At 72.2% G+C, this 18,540-nt stretch carries 16 protein-coding genes and 1 tRNA gene; 11 read left to right on the forward strand and 6 right to left on the reverse strand.

The window, feature by feature from the left end:
- The first annotated feature begins 345 nt into the window (after positions 1 to 345).
- Both HB370_RS20015 and HB370_RS20020 read left to right on the forward strand, forming a co-directional pair.
- Entirely contained in the window at positions 346 to 1,863 is a 1,518-nt protein-coding gene (locus tag HB370_RS20015) for a PP2C family protein-serine/threonine phosphatase (RefSeq protein ID WP_208974421.1), read from the forward strand.
- Between the two features lie 174 nt (positions 1,864 to 2,037).
- Positions 2,038 to 3,522 carry an aminopeptidase P family protein gene (locus tag HB370_RS20020; RefSeq protein WP_030786186.1) on the forward strand — a complete coding sequence of 495 codons (1,485 nt, stop codon included), beginning with the start codon at positions 2,038 to 2,040 and terminating at the stop codon, positions 3,520 to 3,522.
- 25 nt (positions 3,523 to 3,547) lie between these two features.
- On the opposite strand, the gene HB370_RS20025 is transcribed toward HB370_RS20020, so the two are convergent.
- A complete protein-coding gene (locus tag HB370_RS20025; protein WP_030786188.1) occupies positions 3,548 to 3,991 on the reverse strand; it encodes an ATP-binding protein in 444 nt (147 codons plus the stop codon).
- Positions 3,992 to 4,197: 206 nt separating this feature from the next.
- On the opposite strand from HB370_RS20025, the gene HB370_RS20030 reads away from it, so the two are divergent.
- From HB370_RS20030 to HB370_RS20070, 9 genes are all read left to right on the forward strand, one after another.
- Positions 4,198 to 5,046, forward strand: coding sequence for a hypothetical protein (locus HB370_RS20030; RefSeq protein WP_030786191.1), 849 nt, complete (start codon positions 4,198 to 4,200; stop codon positions 5,044 to 5,046).
- A 172-nt stretch (positions 5,047 to 5,218) separates the two neighbouring features.
- Positions 5,219 to 5,947, forward strand: a complete 729-nt coding sequence (locus HB370_RS20035) for a YcnI family protein (RefSeq protein WP_030786193.1) — start codon at positions 5,219 to 5,221, stop codon at positions 5,945 to 5,947.
- A 104-nt stretch (positions 5,948 to 6,051) separates the two neighbouring features.
- A complete protein-coding gene (locus HB370_RS20040) occupies positions 6,052 to 6,708 on the forward strand; it encodes an SCO family protein (protein WP_030786194.1) in 657 nt (218 codons plus the stop codon).
- Positions 6,705 to 7,172, forward strand: coding sequence for a copper chaperone PCu(A)C (locus tag HB370_RS20045; RefSeq protein ID WP_030786196.1), 468 nt, complete (start codon positions 6,705 to 6,707; stop codon positions 7,170 to 7,172). The genes HB370_RS20040 and HB370_RS20045 overlap by 4 nt, the downstream gene beginning before the upstream one ends.
- Positions 7,173 to 7,185: 13 nt before the next feature.
- Complete coding sequence (locus tag HB370_RS20050) at positions 7,186 to 9,516, forward strand: copper resistance protein CopC (protein ID WP_030786198.1); 2,331 nt, start codon at positions 7,186 to 7,188, stop codon at positions 9,514 to 9,516.
- A gap of 8 nt (positions 9,517 to 9,524) precedes the next feature.
- Positions 9,525 to 10,805, forward strand: coding sequence for an iron uptake transporter deferrochelatase/peroxidase subunit (gene efeB, locus HB370_RS20055; protein WP_030786201.1), 1,281 nt, complete (start codon positions 9,525 to 9,527; stop codon positions 10,803 to 10,805).
- A gap of 175 nt (positions 10,806 to 10,980) precedes the next feature.
- Positions 10,981 to 11,913: a prephenate dehydratase gene (pheA, locus tag HB370_RS20060; protein ID WP_030786203.1), complete on the forward strand. Its 933-nt coding sequence runs from the start codon at positions 10,981 to 10,983 to the stop codon at positions 11,911 to 11,913.
- Positions 11,914 to 12,465: 552 nt separating this feature from the next.
- On the forward strand, positions 12,466 to 13,743 hold the full coding sequence (gene serS, locus HB370_RS20065; protein ID WP_037702252.1) for a serine--tRNA ligase: 1,278 nt from the start codon (positions 12,466 to 12,468) through the stop codon (positions 13,741 to 13,743).
- The gene (locus tag HB370_RS20070) at positions 13,740 to 14,537 is read left to right on the forward strand and encodes a Cof-type HAD-IIB family hydrolase (RefSeq protein WP_030786207.1); all 798 of its coding nucleotides are present in this window, start codon (positions 13,740 to 13,742) and stop codon (positions 14,535 to 14,537) included. The genes serS and HB370_RS20070 overlap by 4 nt, the downstream gene beginning before the upstream one ends.
- A 63-nt stretch (positions 14,538 to 14,600) precedes the next feature.
- Here the strand turns inward: HB370_RS20070 and HB370_RS20075 are convergent.
- From HB370_RS20075 to HB370_RS20095, 5 genes are all read right to left on the reverse strand, one after another.
- Positions 14,601 to 14,687 (reverse strand) — tRNA-Ser (locus HB370_RS20075).
- A gap of 289 nt (positions 14,688 to 14,976) precedes the next feature.
- Positions 14,977 to 15,696: an ABC transporter permease gene (locus HB370_RS20080; RefSeq protein WP_030786209.1), complete on the reverse strand. Its 720-nt coding sequence runs from the start codon at positions 15,694 to 15,696 to the stop codon at positions 14,977 to 14,979.
- A 10-nt stretch (positions 15,697 to 15,706) separates the two neighbouring features.
- Entirely contained in the window at positions 15,707 to 16,618 is a 912-nt protein-coding gene (locus tag HB370_RS20085) for an ABC transporter ATP-binding protein (RefSeq protein WP_030786219.1), read from the reverse strand.
- Positions 16,615 to 17,523: an ABC transporter permease subunit gene (locus HB370_RS20090; protein ID WP_030786222.1), complete on the reverse strand. Its 909-nt coding sequence runs from the start codon at positions 17,521 to 17,523 to the stop codon at positions 16,615 to 16,617. The genes HB370_RS20085 and HB370_RS20090 overlap by 4 nt, the downstream gene beginning before the upstream one ends.
- On the reverse strand, positions 17,513 to 18,478 hold the full coding sequence (locus tag HB370_RS20095) for an ABC transporter ATP-binding protein (protein ID WP_030786226.1): 966 nt from the start codon (positions 18,476 to 18,478) through the stop codon (positions 17,513 to 17,515). The genes HB370_RS20090 and HB370_RS20095 overlap by 11 nt, the downstream gene beginning before the upstream one ends.
- Positions 18,479 to 18,540 lie beyond the last annotated feature (62 nt).

An 18,540-nucleotide genomic window follows, 5' to 3' on the forward strand; every position in this document is an offset into this window, starting at 1 on the left:
CCGCGTCCATAGTGCGTCTATCAAAAGCACGGCCGCGGCGTGGGGTGGCGAAGTCTGGCGTTTTGCGTCGCGCGTGTTTCTCTCCGCCTCCGCCACGGGAGGATGGGGCTCGGTCGTCGGTGGCTATGACGCCCGGGTCCGTCGCCAGGTTCCGGGTGGCCCCCAACCACCCCTGGCCTTCTCCGAGTACGTACCCATCACGACCGTTGTGACGCTCCGTGGAGCAGAGCCAGTCGACCGCAATGGACCGATACCTAAGGCAGTTTTCAGCCAACTTGCCGGTAAGGCAAGGGGTTCGGGCAAAACCCCTCGGGTCTCTTGGACACCAGGAATCCCCGCAGGACAATGCTGGACATCCCCTCACGAGTGCGTGTACATGTGGAGACACTGCTAGCGGCGCAGAATGACATGGGGGTTTGCGATGCTTTCCAGCAATACGCGCCGGTCTGGAAGCCGGACACCATGAACGCCCCGCACCCTCCGAAAGTGGCTGGAATCGATTCAACAGTTCCCACTCCCGCCCACACTGCGACGCCCGTCCCACCCGCCCCCGGCGCCCCTTCCGTCCCGGGCACCCCCGCCGTCCCCGCTCCCCACTCGCCCGCCCCCGGCACCCTGCTCCAGGACCGGCTGGCCGGCTGGGTCTCCGATCTGACGACCCTCCACGAACTCACCGAGCGCCTCTCGCGCACCAGCGCGCTCGACCCCGCCCTGCACGAGCTGCTGCGCGCCGGAGCCGCCCTGGTCGGCGCCCGCCGCGGCCTGGTCGCCCTGGACCCCGCCGACGGTCTCGGCCCCCGCACCAGCCTGGGCCTGGGTCTGGGCCGCGCCGACCTCGGCCACATGGAGACCGTGCCGCGCGACTCACTGCCGTACGACACCTGCGGCACCGCCGAGCTGGTCCACCCCGACCTGCTCGCCGAGGAGGGCCTCGACCCGCGCCACCGCGAGGTGGCCGTCCGTCTCGGCTACGCCGCCAGCTACGCCCTGCCCCTCGCCACCGACTCCGCCGGCCGCCTCGGCGCCGCCGTGTGGTTCTACGACGAACCGGCCGAGCCGGACGAGCACCGCCGCCATCTCGCCGGGCTGTACGTCCGGCACGCCACCGAGCACCTGGCCCGGCTGCTGGAAGTGGAACGCACGCGCGCGTGCGTGGCGACCCTCACCGACGGGCTGCTGCCCTCCCGGCTGCCCCGGGTGCCCGGCGTGCGGCTCGCCGCCCGGCACCGCACGAGCGCGCGCGGCGGCGGCGACTGGTACGACGCCCTGCCGCTGCCGGACGCCGCGCTCGGCCTGTCCGTCGGCTCGGTCACCGGCTCCGGGCCCGGCGCGGTGGCCGCGATGGGCCGGCTGCGCGCCTCCCTGCGCGCGTACGCCGTGATGGAGGGCGAGGACCCGGTCGCCGTCCTGTCCGACCTGGAGCTGCTGCTGCGGCTGACCGAACCGGCCCGCTCGGCCACCGCCCTGTTCGCCTACTGCGAGCCCGCGCTGCGCCGGATCACCCTGGCCGGCGCCGGGCACAGCCCGCCGCTGCTGATCGGCGAGCGGCGCACCGAGTTCGCCGAGACCTCCGTCTCCGCGCCGCTCGGCATGCTCGCCTGCTGGGAGGCGCCCAGCGCCGAGGTGCGGACGGAGCCCGGCGAGACGGTCCTGCTCTACACCGACGGGCTGCTGCACCGTACCGGCGACCCGATGGACCGCGCCTTCGCCCGGCTGCACGCGGCCGCCGCGGGCGTGCCGCGCGCTCTGCGGCACGACCCGGGGGCCGTCGCCGACCACGTCCTGCGCACGGTCCTGCCGGACGGCCTGGACACGGCCGACAGCGAGGAGGACGTGGTGCTGCTGGCGGCCCGCTTCGACTGACGGTTCCCACGACGGTCCCGGCGACGGTTCCGGCCGACCGGTATGACCGGGCATAACAGGTCATCCGCCCCCGCCCGCTCCCGGTACGACCGTACGATGATGGAGGCCCCGCTCGGCCACAAGCAGGAGCGCACGGGCCCCGGGGGAGATCACTGGCGTATCGAGGAGGATCACGTGTCCGACGAGCTCAACCCGGCTGTGCCCGACTCCGCTACCGCGGAGGGCCCGGAGACCGAGCCCGAGGAGCCGGTCAAGCAGCGGAAGAACGGCCTGTACCCGGGCGTCTCCGACGAGCTGGCCGAAAACATGAAGTCCGGCTGGGCCGACACGGAGCTGCGTGACCTGGAGCCCGTCGAGCAGGCCGCGCACACCGCGCGCCGCCGCGCCGCGCTCTCCGCCCGCTTCCCGGGCGAGCGCCTGGTCGTCCCGGCGGGCAACCTCAAGACCCGCTCGAACGACACCGAGTACCCCTTCCGCGCCTCCGTCGAGTACGCGTACCTCACCGGCAACCAGACCGAGGACGGCGTCCTGGTCCTGGAGCCCAAGGGCGACGGCCACGAGGCGACGATCTACCTCCTGCCCCGCTCGAACCGGGAGAACGGCGAATTCTGGCTCTCCGGCCAGGGCGAACTGTGGGTCGGCCGCCGGCACTCCCTCACCGAGTCCGAGGCGCTCTACGGCATCCCCGCCGCCGACGTGCGCGAGCTGGCCGACAAGCTCCGCGAGGCCACCGGCCCGGTCCGCGTGGTACGCGGGTACGACGCCGGCATCGAGGCGGCCCTGACCGACAAGGTCACCGCCGAGCGCGACGAGGAGCTGCGCGTCTTCCTCTCCGAGATGCGCCTGGTCAAGGACGAGTTCGAGATCGGCGAGCTGCAGAAGGCCGTCGACTCCACCGTGCGCGGCTTCGAGGACGTCGTGAAGGTCCTCGACAAGGCCGAGGCGACCTCCGAGCGCTACATCGAGGGCACCTTCTTCCTCCGCGCGCGCGTGGAGGGCAACGACGTCGGCTACGGCTCCATCTGCGCGGCCGGCCCGCACGCCTGCACCCTGCACTGGGTCCGCAACGACGGCCCGGTCCGCTCCGGCGACCTGCTCCTGCTGGACGCCGGCGTGGAGACGCACACCCTGTACACCGCCGACGTCACGCGCACGCTGCCCGTCAACGGCACCTACAGCGAGATCCAGAAGAAGATCTACGACGCCGTGTACGACGCCCAGGAGGCCGGGATCGCGGCCGTCAGGCCGGGCGCCAAGTACCGCGACTTCCATGACGCCGCCCAGCGCGTGCTGGCCGAGCGGCTCGTCGAGTGGGGCCTGGTCGAGGGCCCGGTCGAGCGCGTCCTGGAGCTGGGCCTGCAGCGCCGCTGGACCCTGCACGGCACCGGGCACATGCTCGGCATGGACGTCCACGACTGCGCCGCCGCGCGGACCGAGACCTACGTGGACGGCACGCTCGAGCCGGGCATGGTGCTCACCGTCGAGCCGGGTCTGTACTTCCAGGCCGACGACCTCACCGTGCCCGAGGAGTACCGGGGCATCGGCGTCCGCATCGAGGACGACATCCTCGTGACCGAGGACGGCAACCGGAACCTCTCCGCGGGGCTGCCGCGCCGCTCGGACGAGGTCGAGGCGTGGATGGCCACGCTGAAGGGCTGATCCGGTGACGAAGGACCCCTCGCGCTCACGCGGTGAGCAGCGAGGGGTCCTTCGTCCATTTCAGGATCTTGTCGAAGCTGACCACCGTCCCGCCCAGACCGGGTTTCGCCCCGATGTGGAGGTGGTCGGTCAGCTCCTGGATCAGGCACAGGCCGCGCCCGTGCTCGGCGTCCGCCCGGGCCGGCTCGAAGTCCTGGGCACGGGGCAGACCGGGCCCGGAATCGGCCACCTCGATACGGCACTTCTCCCCGTCGAGGTACGCCGTCACCCGGTAGGCCTGCGAGGCACCGGGCGCGGCGTCCCCGCCGTGCTCGACCGCGTTCGCGCAGGCCTCGGTGAGGGCCAGCGACAGGTCGTAGGAGATGTCCGGGTCGACGCCCGCCGTCTCCATCGTGCCGATCAGCAGCCGTCGCGCGAGCGGCACGCTCGCGGCCTCGCGCCGCAGATGGAGTGACCACCAGATGCTCATGCTCCAGCCTCCTGGCCGCGGCTCGACATACCGTTACGTATTGCCGCGCGTGGGCGACCATAAGCACTCCGTCCGCGTGACCGGGCCCAGATGGCCGATGCGCCGGGGCCGGAATCGGTGTATGGGCGGGTCGAACCGGTGATCGGGGGCGGCTCGGCCGACCTGCCGTAGGCAGTGGCGGAGGGCAGTGGGATGATGAGCCCGCCATGACTGCCCCCCACCCGCGCACGGCGCGCCCCGGAGCCGGGCTCCGGATCCTGCGGGCCGCGGTGTTCGCCGCGGCCTGCGTCGCGCTGGCCGCGGGCGGGCACACCCTGGCCTCCTGCGCGGGCGTGCCGCTGTGGACGCTCGGCGCGGGCTTCCTCGGCTGTCTGCTGCTCGTGGCCCCGCTCACCGGGCGGGTCCGCTCGCTGCCGGGCATCGCCGCGCTGCTCGCCCTCGGCCAGACCGTGCTGCACACGCTGTTCGGGCTGGGCCAGCACGGGGCGATGGCCGCACCGACGGCGGCGATGACCGCCGGGTCCACCGGCTCCGCGCTGAGCGACCGCGCGCTGGTGGACCAGGCCACCCGGCTCCTGTGCGGGTCGACCCCGTCGTCCCTCACCCCCGGGCACGCCTACCGGCTGCTGCTCGACGCCCGGCTGATCGACCGCTCGGGCCGGCCGACGCCGGCCCTGGGCACCCTGGAGCACGCCCACGACGCCGCGGGCGCCTCGGCCGGTCTGCTCCCCTCGCTGCCGATGCTGCTCGGCCACGTGCTCGCGGCCGTCGCCGCCGGCTGGCTGCTGCGCCGGGGGGACCTGGCCGTACTGCGGCTGATCGAACTGTCCGCGCACGGAGCGCACGGAGTCGCCGAGACCGCGCTCATACGGTCCCTGCGCGCCGCGCTCGCGCTGGTGCGCGCCCTGTGCGCCGGACTGCTGCCGGACGCCGGGACCGGCCCGCGCGGCCACCGCACCGACCGGGACGACACCCCGGCCCCGCACACCGCCGTACTCCAGCACACGGTGATCCGGCGCGGCCCGCCCGCCGCCGCCTTCCTCCTCGCCGCCTGACACGACGCGACGACCACCGCGACCGGATCCGAGAGAGCCGGCCGGGAGGCGCCGCCGTCGTGCGGCACGCGCGCGTGCGCACACCGGTACCGGCCGCTTCGAACGGCACGGCCTCGCGTACGCGTACTCCCGATCACCAACGCATCTCACCCGGAGTGGAGTACTCCCTGCCATGAAGGCTTCTCGTATCGCCGCCGCCACCGTCGCCGCCGGCTCGGCCGTCCTCGCCCTGTCCGTCCCCGCGTTCGCGCACGTCACCGTGCAGCCGGAGGGCACCGCGGCCAAGGGCGGCTACGCGGTCGTGGACGTCAAGGTCCCGAACGAGCGCGACGACGCCTCGACCACCAAGGTCGAGATCAGCCTGCCGACCGACCACCCGATCGCCTCGGTCATGCCGCAGCCGGTGCCCGGCTGGAAGGCCACCGTCACCAAGTCCAAGCTGGACAAGCCGATGACCATGCACGGCGAGAAGATCGACGAGGCCGTCAGCAAGGTCACCTGGACCGCCGACGGCAAGGGCATCGAGCCCGGCTTCTTCCAGAAGTTCCCGCTCTCCCTGGGCGCCCTGCCCGAGAACACCGACCAGCTGGTGTTCAAGGCCCTGCAGACCTACTCCGACAAGGAGGTGGTCCGCTGGATCGAGGTGCCGCAGGAGGGCCAGGACGAGCCGGAGAACCCGGCCCCGGTGCTGAAGCTGGCCGCCGCCGACGAGGACGAGCACGGCTCGGCGAGCGCCGCGGACGCCACCGACAAGACCGGCAAGACCGAGAACACGGCCGCCGCGGACTCCGGTGACGGTTCCGACACCACCGCGCGCGTGCTCGGCGTGGCCGGCATCGTCATCGGCATCGCAGGCGTGGCCTATGGCGTCTTCGCCGGCCGCCGCCGCACCGCCGCCTGATCCTCGTTCCACAGCGCGTACCGGGCGTCGCGCGGGGGCCGTCCCCGCGCGGCTTCGCGCGACCCCGGTGCGCACCGGAGTTCACACATCTGGGACATTTTCCTATGCGCAAGAAGACGTTCGCCGCGGCGGCGCTGCTCGCCGCCGCCACCCTGACCCTCTCCGCCTGCGGCAGCGGGAACGACGACGACAACGCACCGATCGCCGTGGTCTCGGGCGGCACCGAATCGAACAGGCCCGCCACCGTCCTCGACCAGCCGTTCGACAAGCCGGCCCTGGTCCTCACCGACACCCACGGCAAGAAGTACGACCTCCGCCAGGAGACCAAGGGCCACCCGACCCTCGTCTACTTCGGCTACACCCACTGCCCGGACATCTGCCCGGCCACGATGAGCAACATCGCCGTCGCCAAGAAGGCGCTGCCCAAGGCCGAGCAGGACGCCCTGAAGGTCGTGTTCGTCACCACCGACCCCGACCGCGACACCCCCGCCGAGCTGGGCAAGTGGCTCAAGGGCATCGACCCCGCGTTCATCGGCCTGACCGGCGACTTCGCCAAGGTCCAGGCCGCCGCCCGGTCCCTCGGCATCGCCGTGGAGCCGACCAAGAAGGACAAGAACGGCAAGCTCGTCTCCATGCACGGCACCCAGGTCGTCGCCTTCTCCCCGAAGACCGACGCCGGGTACGTCCTCTACGGCGAGAACGCCTCGGCCGACGACTACACCAGGGACCTGCCCAAGCTCGTCAAGGGAGCCAACCCGTGAGGCGCCGGGCCGTCCTGACCGCGGGCGCGTTCGCCGCCGCGCTGGCCCTCACCGGCTGCTCGGAGTCCGCGGCGGACTCGGGCTCCAAGACGGCGGAGCTGTCCGTCAGCTCTCCGTACATGCCCCAGCCCGTCTCCGCCGACATGGCCGCCGGATTCCTGACGATCACCAACAAGGGCGGGGCGGGCGACGAGCTGACCTCGGTCAGCAGCGATGTCGCCGGGCAGGTCACCATGCACAGCACCACCGGCGGGGCCATGGCGGAGGAGTCGTCCTTCCGCATACCGGCGCACGGCCGGCTGGTGTTCCGCAGCGGGGGCAACCACCTGATGTTCGAGCAGCTGAAGCGCGCGCCGAAGCAGGGCCAGACGGTCAGCGTGAAGCTCACCTTCGCCAAGTCCGGGCCGCTCACCGTCGAGATGCCGGTGAAGCCCGCGACGTACAACCCGTCGACCGGCCACTGAGGGAGGGACCACCGTGAACCGGACCACCGCCCCCCGTCCGCGGGCCCTGCTGCTGCTCCTGCTCGCCGTCACCGGCGCGCTGCTGGCGGGTGCCTCGCCCGCCTCCGCCCACGCGGCGCTGACCGGCAGCGACCCTGCGCAGGGGGTGGTGGCCGGCACGGCACCCACCCAGGTGTCGCTCACCTTCTCCGAGAAGGTGGCCATGGGTGACGACTCCGTGCGCGTCCTCGACCCCCGGGGCAAGCCGGTGCAGACGGGCAGCCCCGCCAACGTGAGCGGGACGACGTACGCCGTGAAGCTCAAGAGCGGCCTGGCCAAGGGCACCTACACCGTCACCTACCAGGTCGTCTCCGCGGACAGCCACCCCGTCGCCGGCGCCTACACCTTCTCCGTCGGCGCGCCCTCGCAGACCGTCGTGACCGGCACCGCGCCGGCCGCGGGCGGCGGAGTCGTGGGCGGGCTCTACGCGTTCGGCCGGTACGTGTCGTACGCCGGTTTCCTCGTGCTCGCCGGCGGCGCGGCCTTCGTGCTCGCCTGCTGGCAGCGCGGCGCGGGCGTACGGGCCGTGCAGCGGCTCGTCGTCGGCGGCTGGATCGCGCTGACCGCGGCCACCCTGTGGCTGCTGCTCCTGCGCGGCTCGTACACCTCCTCCGGGAGGTTCGCCGACGTCTTCGACCTGGACCTGCTCGGCCAGGTGCTCCAGACCAAGACCGGGGCCGCGCTGGTCTCCCGGCTGCTGCTGCTCGCCGCCGCCGCGCTGTTCGTCGCCGTCCTCTTCGGCACCTACACCCGGCGCGAGGACGTCACCGAGAAGCGCGACCTGACCTTCGGGCTCGCGGTCGGCGGAGTGGTCGTCGCGGCCGGGCTCGCCACCAGCTGGGCCATGGCCGAGCACGCCTCCACCGGACTCCAGCCGGGCCTCGCCATGCCGGTGGACGTCGTCCATATGCTGGCCGTCGCCGCCTGGCTGGGCGGGCTCACCGCCCTGTTGACCGCGCTGTACCGGGCGCCCGCCGAGCAGCCGGTCGAGGCCGCCGCCGTCCGGCGCTTCTCCCGGCTGGCCTTCGGCTCGGTCCTCGCGCTCGTCGTCACCGGCGTCTACCAGTCCTGGCGGCAGCTCGGCTCCTGGTCGGCGTTCACCGAGACCCGCTACGGGCAGCTGCTGCTGGCCAAGATCGCCCTGGTGGCGGTGCTGGTCGGCATCGCGGGCCTGTCCCGCCGGTGGACGGGACGGCTCACCGACCGGAGTGGGGACGCGGAGCGGGAGGGGACGGACCGGGGTCCGGCCGACGCCGCCGTACAGGAGACGACGGATTCGGTCCGGGCCGTCGACGCCCGGATGGAGCGGGCCCCGGACAGTGACGCCGAGCCGGAGCGGACGGGCCTGGTCCCGGCCGCCGACGCCGGACAGCCGGCCCCGGCCCGGGAAGAGCGCAGCACGCCCGCCGGCGCCCGAGAGCAGGTCCCCGCCGCCACGACGACCGGTGGCGGCGGCACGGCCGGGAAGGCCGACGGACCCACCGGTGACGACGGCACGGACCGGAAGCCCAGCGACCTCACCGGTGGCGGCGACGCGGGCCGGAAGCCCAGCGACCCCACCAGTGGCGGCGACGCGGACCGGAAGCCCAGCGACCCCACCAGTGGCGGCGACGCGGACCGGAAGCCCAGCGGCCCCACCAGTGGCGGCGACGCGGACCGGAAGCCCAGCGGCCCCACCAGTGGCGGCGACGCGGACCGGACGGCCGGTGACCCCGGTGACGCCCGGCGGGCCGCCCAGCTCGCCCGGCAGCGCGCGGCCGTCGACGCCGCTCGGCGGAAGCGGCTGCGCGACGCCGACGAGAACCGCTTCGGACTGCGCCGCTCGGTGCTCGCCGAGGCCGGTGTCGCCCTGGTGCTGCTCGCCGTCACCACCGCGCTGACCCAGACCGAGCCGGGCCGCACCGAGCAGGAGGCCAAGGCGGCCGCCTCGTCCCCGGCCGGCTCCGGCACCTCGGCGGCCTCCGGCGCGCTCACCCTGGACATGCCGTTCGACACCGGCGGCACCGACGGCAAGGGCGTCGTCCGCGTCGACCTCGACCCCGCGCGGGTGGGCGGCAACACGATGCACGTCTACGTCCAGCGGCCCAACGGCCGGGCCTTCGACGTCCCGGAGGTGAAGGTCTCCTTCACCCTGGAGGCGCAGAAGATCGGCCCGCTCCCGGTGAACCCGGACCACATCACCACCGGCCACTGGTCGGCGAACGGGGTGCAGCTCCCCGTGGCCGGCAACTGGAGGATCGCCGTCACGGTCCGCACCTCCGACATCGACCAGGCCACCGTCTCCAAGAACGCGCAGATCGGCTGAACCGCACCATGCCCGAGCAGTCCCTCTCCCAGGTCCGTACCCCCGACACGTCGGCGGCGGAGCCGGGGGCCCGCACGAGCGGTGTCTCCCGGCGCGCCCTGCTCGGCACCGCCGGTGCCACCGGGCTCGCGCTCGGCGCGGCCGGCGGGGCCGTGGGCTATGCCGCCGCGCCCGCCGGGGCCACCCCGCTGACCGCGCTCGGTGCCGGCCGGGCGATGTTTCACGGGAAACATCAGCCCGGCATCACCGAGGGCCTCCAGGCACGCGGCCATCTCGTCGCGTTCGACCTGGTGCCGGGCGCGGGCCGCAAGGAGGCGGCGGCCCTGCTGCGCCGCTGGTCGGTCACGGCCGAGCGGCTGATGGCGGGCGAGCCCGCCCCGCACGACGACACCGACGTGGCCCGGGACGCGGGGCCGTCCTCGCTGACCGTCACCTTCGGCTTCGGCCGCAGTTTCTTCGACCGGACCGGGCTGCGGAAGCAGCGGCCGGCCGCGCTGGACCCGCTGCCGGACTTCTCCTCCGACCGGCTCGACAAAGCCCGCAGCGACGGCGACCTGTGGGTGCAGATCGGGGCGGACGACGCCCTGGTGGCCTTCCACGCGCTGCGCGCGATCCAGAAGGACGCGGGGTCGGCCGCCCGGGTGCGCTGGCAGATGAACGGCTTCAACCGCAGCCCGGGGGCCACCGCGCACCCCATGACGGCCCGCAACCTCATGGGCCAGCTCGACGGCACCGGCAACCCGAAGCCGTCGGACGCCGACTTCGAGAAGCGGATCTTCGTGCCCGCCTCCGGCGAGCCGGCGTGGATGGCGAACGGCTCCTACGCCGTCGTCCGCCGCATCCGCATGCTCCTGGACGACTGGGAGAAGCTGTCGACCACGGCCCAGGAGCAGGTCATCGGGCGGCGCAAGGCCGACGGGGCACCGCTGTCCGGCGGTACCGAGACGACCCCGATGGACCTGGAGAAGGCCGACGCCAAGGGCGACTACCTGGTCCCGCTCAACGCGCACGCCCGGATCACCCGGCCCGACCGCAACGGCGGCGCGGCCATGCTGCGGCGGCCCTTCTCCTACCACGACGGCATCGACGCGGACGGCACCCCGGACGCCGGTCTGCTCTTCATCTGCTGGCAGGCCGATCCGCTGCGGGGCTTCGTCCCGGTGCAGCGCAAGCTGGACCGGGGCGACGCGCTGTCCCCGTTCATCCGGCACGAGGCGAGCGGACTGTTCGCGGTGCCGGGCGGGGCGGCGAAGGGCGAGTACGTGGGTCAGCGGCTGCTCGAGGGGTGACGACGGCGGTTCGAGGGCCGTACCGGAGGCCGCTCGAGGGACGGGCCGCTCGAGGGGTCGCGTGAGGGACGCACGAGGGGCCGCTTGGTGGACGAACCAGGTTCAAACCACCCGGCCGAGTGGTATTCCCGAGACACCCGCGCCGGGTCCCTCCGCGGCCATTAGGGTGAGGACCATGCCAGCGAGCTATGCCTATCTCGGCCCGGAGGGCACCTTCACGGAGGTCGCCCTGCGCACGCTTCCGGAGGCGGCCACCCGGGAGCTGATCCCGTACGTGTCGGTGCAGTCGGCGCTGGACGCGGTCCGGGCCGGCGAGGCCGAGGCCGCGTTCGTGCCGATCGAGAACTCCGTCGAGGGCGGCATCACCACCACCCTGGACGAGCTGGTCGCGGGCGAACCGCTGATGATCTACCGCGAAGTGCTGCTGTCGATCACCTTCGCGCTGCTGGTCCGGCCCGGCACGAAGCTCGTGGACATCAAGACGGTCTCCGCCCACCCGGCGGCCCAGCCGCAGGTGCGCAACTGGATGCGCGCCCACCTCCCGGACGCGGTCTGGGAGTCGGCCGCCTCGAACGCGGACGCCGCCCGCCTGGTCCAGGAGGGCCGCTACGACGCGGCTTTCGCGGGCGAGTTCGCCGCCGCCCGGTACGGCCTGGAGGCGCTGGAGACCGGCATCCACGACGCGGAGAACGCGCAGACCCGGTTCGTGCTGGTCGGCCGCCCGGCCCGGCCCGCCGCGCCCACCGGTGCCGACAAGACCTCGGTGGTGCTGTGGCAGCGGGACGACCACCCCGGCGCGCTGCGCGACCTGCTCGGCGAGTTCGCCTCGCGCGGCATCAACCTGATGCTGCTCCAGTCCCGGCCGACCGGCGCGGGCATCGGCAACTACTGCTTCTGCATCGACGCCGAGGGTCATATCGCCGACCGGCGAGTGGCGGAGGCCCTCATGGGACTGCGGCGTATCTGCCTCCAGGTGCGATTCCTCGGCTCGTATCCGCAGGCGAACATGACACCGGACGAGGCCCGGCCGACCCTGCCGGGGACGTCGGACGAGGAGTTCATGGCGGCGGCGGACTGGGTGGCGCGCTGCCAGGACGGCCGCTTCTGACCGGTCATACGGCCTGACGAACGTTATCCACAGAAGTTATCCACAGGTGCCCTTCTCGACCTGGGGACAAGTCGACAGGCGGCGGGCACAGGGTCGACAAATCGCCCTACGGGAGCCGACCCGTGCCACCGCTCCCCGACCCACCCTTCGTCCACCTGTTTCCGTTGGTTCATCTTTCAGGGCGACCGTTTTCCACCCGAAAGTGGGCGTCGACGACGTTTGGGCCGGGAATTCTTCGGCCTGGCGAGACTTTCCGCAGTGATCAATTCGGGAGTCCACAGATCTTCCACACAGCCTGTGGATAACTTTCGAGAGGGCGTGGATCTCTGTGGACAACCGGCTCGCCAAATCCCGTTCTCCACAAGGGAATCGGGTCAACCGGACACCCGCGGCCTGCCCCGTCCCAGGGAGTGAGACACTTTCGCCTTGACCCGAGGCACACCGGAGGGAACACCTCCGGCAATTACCGCATAACGGAACGTAGGCCGCGAATGCGAACTCACCGTAATAGTGATTCGTGAGCCGAGACCCCGCACCGGTAGCCTTGGCCTCGTGATTGACCTTCGCCTGCTTCGTGAGGACCCCGACCGTGTGCGCGCGTCCCAGCGCGCCCGTGGAGAGGACGTCGCGCTCGTCGACTCCCTCCTGTCTGCCGACGAGCGGCGCAGGTCCTCCGGCGTCCGCTTCGACGAGCTGCGCGCCGAGCAGAAGCAGCTCGGCAAGCTGATCCCCAAGGCCGCCGGCGAGGAGAAGGCCGAACTCCTCAAGCGCGCCGAACAGCTGAAGGCCGACGTCAAGGCCGCCGACGCCGAGCGCGACGCGGCCGACGCCGAGACCCAGGAGCTGCTGCTCCGGCTCGGCAACCTCGTCCACCCCGACGTGCCCGTCGGCGGCGAGGAGGACTTCGTCACGCTGGAGACGCACGGCACGATCCGCGACTTCGCCGCCGAGGGCTTCGAGCCCAAGGACCACCTGGAGCTGGGCCAGCTGCTCGGCGCGATCGACGTCGAGCGCGGCGCCAAGGTCTCCGGCTCCCGCTTCTACTTCCTCACCGGCGTCGGCGCCCTGCTGGAGCTGGCCCTGGTGAACGCGGCGATCGCACAGGCGACCGCGGCCGGCTTCACCCCGATGCTGACCCCGGCGCTGGTGCGCCCGCAGTCCATGGCCGGCACCGGCTTCCTCGGCCAGGCCGCCCAGGACGTCTACCACCTCGACAAGGACGACCTGTACCTGGTCGGCACCTCCGAGGTCCCGCTGGCGGCCTACCACATGGACGAGATCATCGACGCGGACCGGCTGCCGCTGCGCTACGCGGGCTTCTCCCCGTGCTTCCGCCGCGAGGCCGGCTCGCACGGCAAGGACACCCGGGGCATCTTCCGCGTGCACCAGTTCGACAAGGTCGAGATGTTCTCGTACGTCGCCCCGGAGGACTCCCAGGCCGAGCACCAGCGCCTGCTGGAGTGGGAGAAGCAGTGGCTGACCTCGCTGGAGCTGCCGTTCCGCGTCATCGACGTCGCCTCCGCCGACCTCGGCTCCTCGGCCGCCCGCAAGTTCGACTGTGAGGCGTGGATCCCGACCCAGGGCAAGTACCGCGAGCTGACCTCGACCTCGGACTGCACCGAGTTCCAGTCCCGCCGGCTGTCCATCCGGGTCCGCGACGGCAAGCAGGTCAAGCCGCTGGCCACGCTCAACGGCACGCTGTGCGCCGTCCCGCGCACCATCGTGGCGATCCTGGAGAACCACCAGCAGGCCGACGGCTCCGTCCGCGTCCCCGAGGTGCTGCGCCCGTACCTGGGCGGCCGCGAGGTCCTGGAGCCGGTGTCCCGGTGAGCTTCCCGTACGGGCTCATCGCCACCGACCTCGACGGAACACTGCTGCGCTCCGACGAGTCGATCTCGCAGCGCACCCGTGACGCGCTCGCCGCGGCCACCGCGGCGGGCGCGGCCCACATCGTCGTCACCGGCCGCGCGGTCCCCTGGACCCGGCACGTCCTGGACGACCTCGGCTACGACGGTCTCGCCGTCTGCGGCCAGGGCGCGCAGGTGTACGACGCCGGCGCGCACCGTCTGCTGACCTCGGTCACCCTGGACCGGCAGCTGGCGGGCGTGGCCCTGGCCAAGATCGAGGCCGAGGTCGGGCCGCTGTATCTGGCGGCCAGCCGCGACGGCCTGGACGGCGAGGTCCTGGTCGGCGAGGGCTACACGGTCACGGGCCGGCTGCCCGGCACCCCGTTCACGGACGTCTCCGACCTGTGGGCGGCGCCGCTGAACAAGATCTACATACAGCACCCGACGCTGGGCGACGACGAGCTGGCGGCGGCGGCCCGGCAGGCGGCCGGCGGCTTCGTCACGGTGGCCATGGCGGGCGCGGGCATCGTGGAGCTGCTTCCGCTCGGCCTGTCCAAGGCCACGGGACTGTCACTGGCGGCCCGCCGCCTGGGCCTGAAGGCGGCCGACACGATCGCCTTCGGCGACATGCCCAACGACATCCCGATGTTCGCCTGGGCGTCCCGGGGCGTGGCCATGGCCAACGCCCACGCGGAGCTGAAGGCGGTGGCCGACGAGATCACCGCCTCCCACGAGGAGGACGGCATCGCGGCGGTCCTGGAACGCCTGCTGGCGTAGCCCGCCGAGCAGCGACGCGAAGAGGCAGCGCTGCCGCGGCAGAGCCCCAGTGGCAATGTCTCGCGGAGGATGCACGGATCGAACGTGCGCGGGCTTTCCAGCCCGACCACGGCTCAGCAAGCCGGTGCCTTGCCACTCGGCCAATCCTCCGGGTGGGCGGCCTCACGCGAGCATGGCGCTCGCGTGCTCGAAGCGGCCGCCCCGGGCGGTTCCCTGGCTCTACGGAGAGATGGCGAACTACTCCGGAGCCGGCCTCGGGCCGCCCTGACGGGAGCCGGGCGTACTGCCGTGCATGGACATCGCCCACCTCCACTCCCGGTTCATGTCGCCGGGACGATCCCGGCGGACGGTGCACGACCACTGTGCCCCGCCGCCGAATCGGACGCCACCGAATAAAAGGCGCGTGGAGAAGGGCGTACAGGAGGCGGCTCCTGCTTCCTCACTCCTCGCCGGCGAGCGTCAGCGACCGCAGCTTCTGGCCGGCGTACCAGGTGGCCAGGACGGTGACCGCCACCAGCAGCACGGTGGCCGTCGGCAGGCCCACGTCGGAGGTCACCAGCGGTCCGTCGGCGATCTTGTGGGCGACGGCCAGCGACCACTGCTGGACGCTCAGGGTGCGCGCGCCCGGCACCAGGGTGCCGAACAGCGCCTCCCAGACCAGGGCGTAGACGAGCCCGAACACCACCGCGTGCCGGGAGACCGTGCCCAGCAGCAGGAACAGCGCCGAGTAGGCGATGGAGGAGACCAGCGCGGCGACCGTGTAGGCCACGGCGACCTGCTGGCCGTTGCCGTTCAGGATCAGGCCCGCGATCAGCGTCGGCACGGCCGAGAAGACCATGGTCACGGCGATGGCGACGATGAGCTTGGTGACGATGATCGTGGGCCGCTTCAGCGGCTTGGACAGCAGGTAGACCACGGATCCGTCGTCGATCTCCGGGCCGATCGCGCCCGTGCCCGCGATCACGCCGATGATCGGGACCATGGTGGCGAGCGCGAAGCCGCCGAGGACGTCGGAGGCGGTCTGGTCGTCGGCCCCGGTCAGGGCGCGTACGGCCACGGAGATCACGATCAGCAGCAGCGGCAGCGCGCCGAGGATGAGGGCCCGGCGACGGCCGAGCAGCGCCCGGTAGGTGAGCCGGGCCACGGTGGGGTCGTACATCTTCGGCCTCCTACGCCGCGACCAGATACGAGAAGACGGACTCCAGGGACTCGTCGGACGGCGAGACCGTGAGGAGCCGGATGCCGTGGTCTCTGGCGACCTTCGGCAGCAGGGCGGTGAAGCGGCCGAAGTCGACGGCCTGGATGCGCAGCACGCCCTCGGCGTGGTCGACCTCGATGCCGGCCGTGGAGGGATCGGCGATCAGCGCGGCCGCGAGGGCGCGGTCGTCGCTGGAGCGCACCAGGTAGCGGTGCGGACGGTCGGTCATCAGACGGCGGATCCGGCGGAAGTCGCCGCTGGCCGCGTGCCGTCCGGCGACGACGACCTCGATGTGCCGGGCGAGCTGCTCGACCTCTTCGAGGATGTGCGAGGAGAACAGCACCGTGCGGCCCTCGTCGCCCATCCTGCGCAGCAGGTCCATCAGCTGCATGCGCTGGCGCGGGTCCATGCCGTTGAACGGCTCGTCCAGCAGGAGCAGGGACGGGTCGTGCACCAGGGCGCTCGCCATCTTCACGCGCTGCCGCATGCCCTTGGAGTACGTGGCGATCTTCCGGTCCTGCGCGTACTCCATCTCCACGGTGGCCAGGGCGCGCTGGGCGGCCTTGGCGTCGAGGCCGTGCAGCTCGGCGTTGGCGAGGACGAACTCGCGGCCGGTGAGGAAGTCGTACATCGCCTCCCGTTCGGGGACGATGCCGATGTGCCGGTAGATGGCCTCGTTGCGCCACACCGGCTGCCCGTCGAGGGTGACGGTGCCGGTGGAGGGGGCGAGGAAGCCGCCCATCATGTTGATCAGGGTGGACTTGCCGGCGCCGTTGGGCCCGAGCAGTCCGGTGACGCCGGGGCCGATGGTCATGGTGATGTCGTTGACGGCGACCACGTTGCCGAACCAGCGGGAGACGTGGTCGATCTTCAGGGTGGTCACAGTCCCACCTTGCGGTAGCGGCGGATGAGGAGGCCGTAGCAGGCGGCGATCAGGCCCAGCACGAACAGGACGTGGACCACGCCCTGGCCGCCGGAGGGACCGGTGCCGCCCGGATAGGCGGAGCTGCCGCCGAGGAACGCGGACTGCACGCCGTCGATCAGCGTGATCGGCGAGAACAGCCCGATCCACGGCACGGCGGAGCTGCTGCCCTGGGTGTCGGCGATGGCCTGGAGGGTGGAGACCGCGCCGTAGGAGATGGTCAGTACGGCGATCACGGCGGCGATGCCGAAGCCGCGGCGCGGGGTGAAGGCGGCGATGACCAGGCCGATGCCGGCGAAGAGCAACGAGAGGAGAGCCACGGAGACCAGTCCCTGGGCGAATTCCTTGGTCTGATGGGCGAAGTCCATCTTGGACAGCAGCGCGCCCACGTACATCACCAGCAGCGGGGCGCCGGTGAGGATGAAGAGCGCGGAGGCGAGCGCCGCGAACTTGGCGCGGACGTAGTCGGCGGTCTCGATGGGCCGCGAGAAGTACAGCGGCACGGTCTTGAAGCGCAGGTCGCGGGAGACCGCCTGGGGTGCCTGCGAGGCGACGTACAGGCTGATCACGGCCTGCGTGACGATCGCGTACCGGGTGTAGGACACCGGCAGTTCGTGCGCCTTGGTGACGACGGCGACGGCCACCATGATGGCGGCCGGCACGCACATCACCGCGAACAGCAGCATCGGCAGCACCTTGGACTTCACCGAGCGGCCGAGGCCGTAGGCGCCGCGCAGGGACTGCGAGTACAGCGAGCGGCGGGCGTAGGAACGGCCGAGGCGGGGGCCGTCGTAGCCGCGGTAGCCGATGTCGTGGATGCGGCTCTGGTCGCCGGTGGGCATTGCCGGGGGATGCTCAACCGCCATGGCCGACGGCCTCCTTCCGCTGTTCGTCGCCGTTGGTGAAGACCTCGGAGATGTGGTGCCGGCGCTGTTCCATGCGCACCAGGCCGAGGCCGAGGTCGGCGACCACGTCGCGGACCAGGTCGTACGTGTCCTCGCCGGTGGCGGTCAGCAGCAGGATGTGCCCGGCGCCGGGCAGTCCGCCGGCCTCCGCGTGGGTGTCGACACCGCGCGCGTGCAGCGCCTCGCGGAGCGCGCGGGTGCCGTCGGGGTGTGCGTCGCTGTCGGTGACCTCGATCGCGAGGGTGGTCGTGGTCTGGGTGAAGTCGGTGGTGGAGCTGGAGCGCAGCAGCTTGCCTCCGTCGATGACGACGACGTGGTCACAGGTGCGCTCCAGCTCGCCCAGCAGGTGGGAGGTGACCAGGACCGAGATGCCGAAGTCGCTGTGGATGCGGCGGATCAGGCCGAGCATCTCGTCCCGGCCGACCGGGTCGAGTCCGTTGGTCGGCTCGTCCAGGAAGACCAGGCGCGGGTCGTGCACCAGGGCCTGGGCGAGCTTCACGCGCTGCTTCATGCCGGTCGAATAGCCGCCGATGGGGCGGTAGCGCTCCTCGTACAGCCCCACGTGGCGCAGGGTGTCGGCGGTGCGCTCCCGCGCGGCGGCGGGTGGCAGGCCGGACATGCGGGCCATGTGGACGACGAACTCGGTGGCCGAGACGTCCGGCGGGAGGCAGTCGTGCTCCGGCATGTACCCGACGCGCTCGCGGATGGCGGCGCCCTTTGCGGCGACGTCGAGGCCGAGCACCTGGGCCCGGCCCTCCGTGGCGGGGGACAGCCCCAGCAGGATCTTGATCAGGGTGGACTTGCCGGCGCCGTTGGCCCCGACGAGTCCGGTCACACCCGGCCCGATGTCCACGGACAGCCGGTCGAGGGCGGTCACCCGGGGGAACCGCTTGCTCAGGCTTTCGGTCGCGATCACAGTCACGCCTTCGACGGTAGTGATCCGGACCACGTCCGTCGTCAGACCTCAGAGCCGTTTCC

Source organism: Streptomyces sp. DSM 40868 (assembly GCF_011820545.1).
GTDB classification, from domain to species: domain Bacteria; phylum Actinomycetota; class Actinomycetes; order Streptomycetales; family Streptomycetaceae; genus Streptomyces; species Streptomyces eurythermus.

What these genes read in the sequence shown, in the direction of transcription:
- HB370_RS20015 (WP_208974421.1), top strand. Translation starts at nt 346, where the DNA reads ATGCTGGACATCCCCTCACGAGTGCGTGTACATGTGGAGACACTGCTA.
- HB370_RS20025 (WP_030786188.1), bottom strand. Translation starts at nt 3,991, where the DNA reads ATGAGCATCTGGTGGTCACTCCATCTGCGGCGCGAGGCCGCGAGCGTG.
- HB370_RS20030 (WP_030786191.1), top strand. Translation starts at nt 4,198, where the DNA reads ATGACTGCCCCCCACCCGCGCACGGCGCGCCCCGGAGCCGGGCTCCGG.
- HB370_RS20035 (WP_030786193.1), top strand. Translation starts at nt 5,219, where the DNA reads ATGAAGGCTTCTCGTATCGCCGCCGCCACCGTCGCCGCCGGCTCGGCC.
- HB370_RS20040 (WP_030786194.1), top strand. Translation starts at nt 6,052, where the DNA reads ATGCGCAAGAAGACGTTCGCCGCGGCGGCGCTGCTCGCCGCCGCCACC.
- efeB (WP_030786201.1), top strand. Translation starts at nt 9,525, where the DNA reads ATGCCCGAGCAGTCCCTCTCCCAGGTCCGTACCCCCGACACGTCGGCG.
- pheA (WP_030786203.1), top strand. Translation starts at nt 10,981, where the DNA reads ATGCCAGCGAGCTATGCCTATCTCGGCCCGGAGGGCACCTTCACGGAG.
- HB370_RS20080 (WP_030786209.1), bottom strand. Translation starts at nt 15,696, where the DNA reads ATGTACGACCCCACCGTGGCCCGGCTCACCTACCGGGCGCTGCTCGGC.
- HB370_RS20090 (WP_030786222.1), bottom strand. Translation starts at nt 17,523, where the DNA reads ATGGCGGTTGAGCATCCCCCGGCAATGCCCACCGGCGACCAGAGCCGC.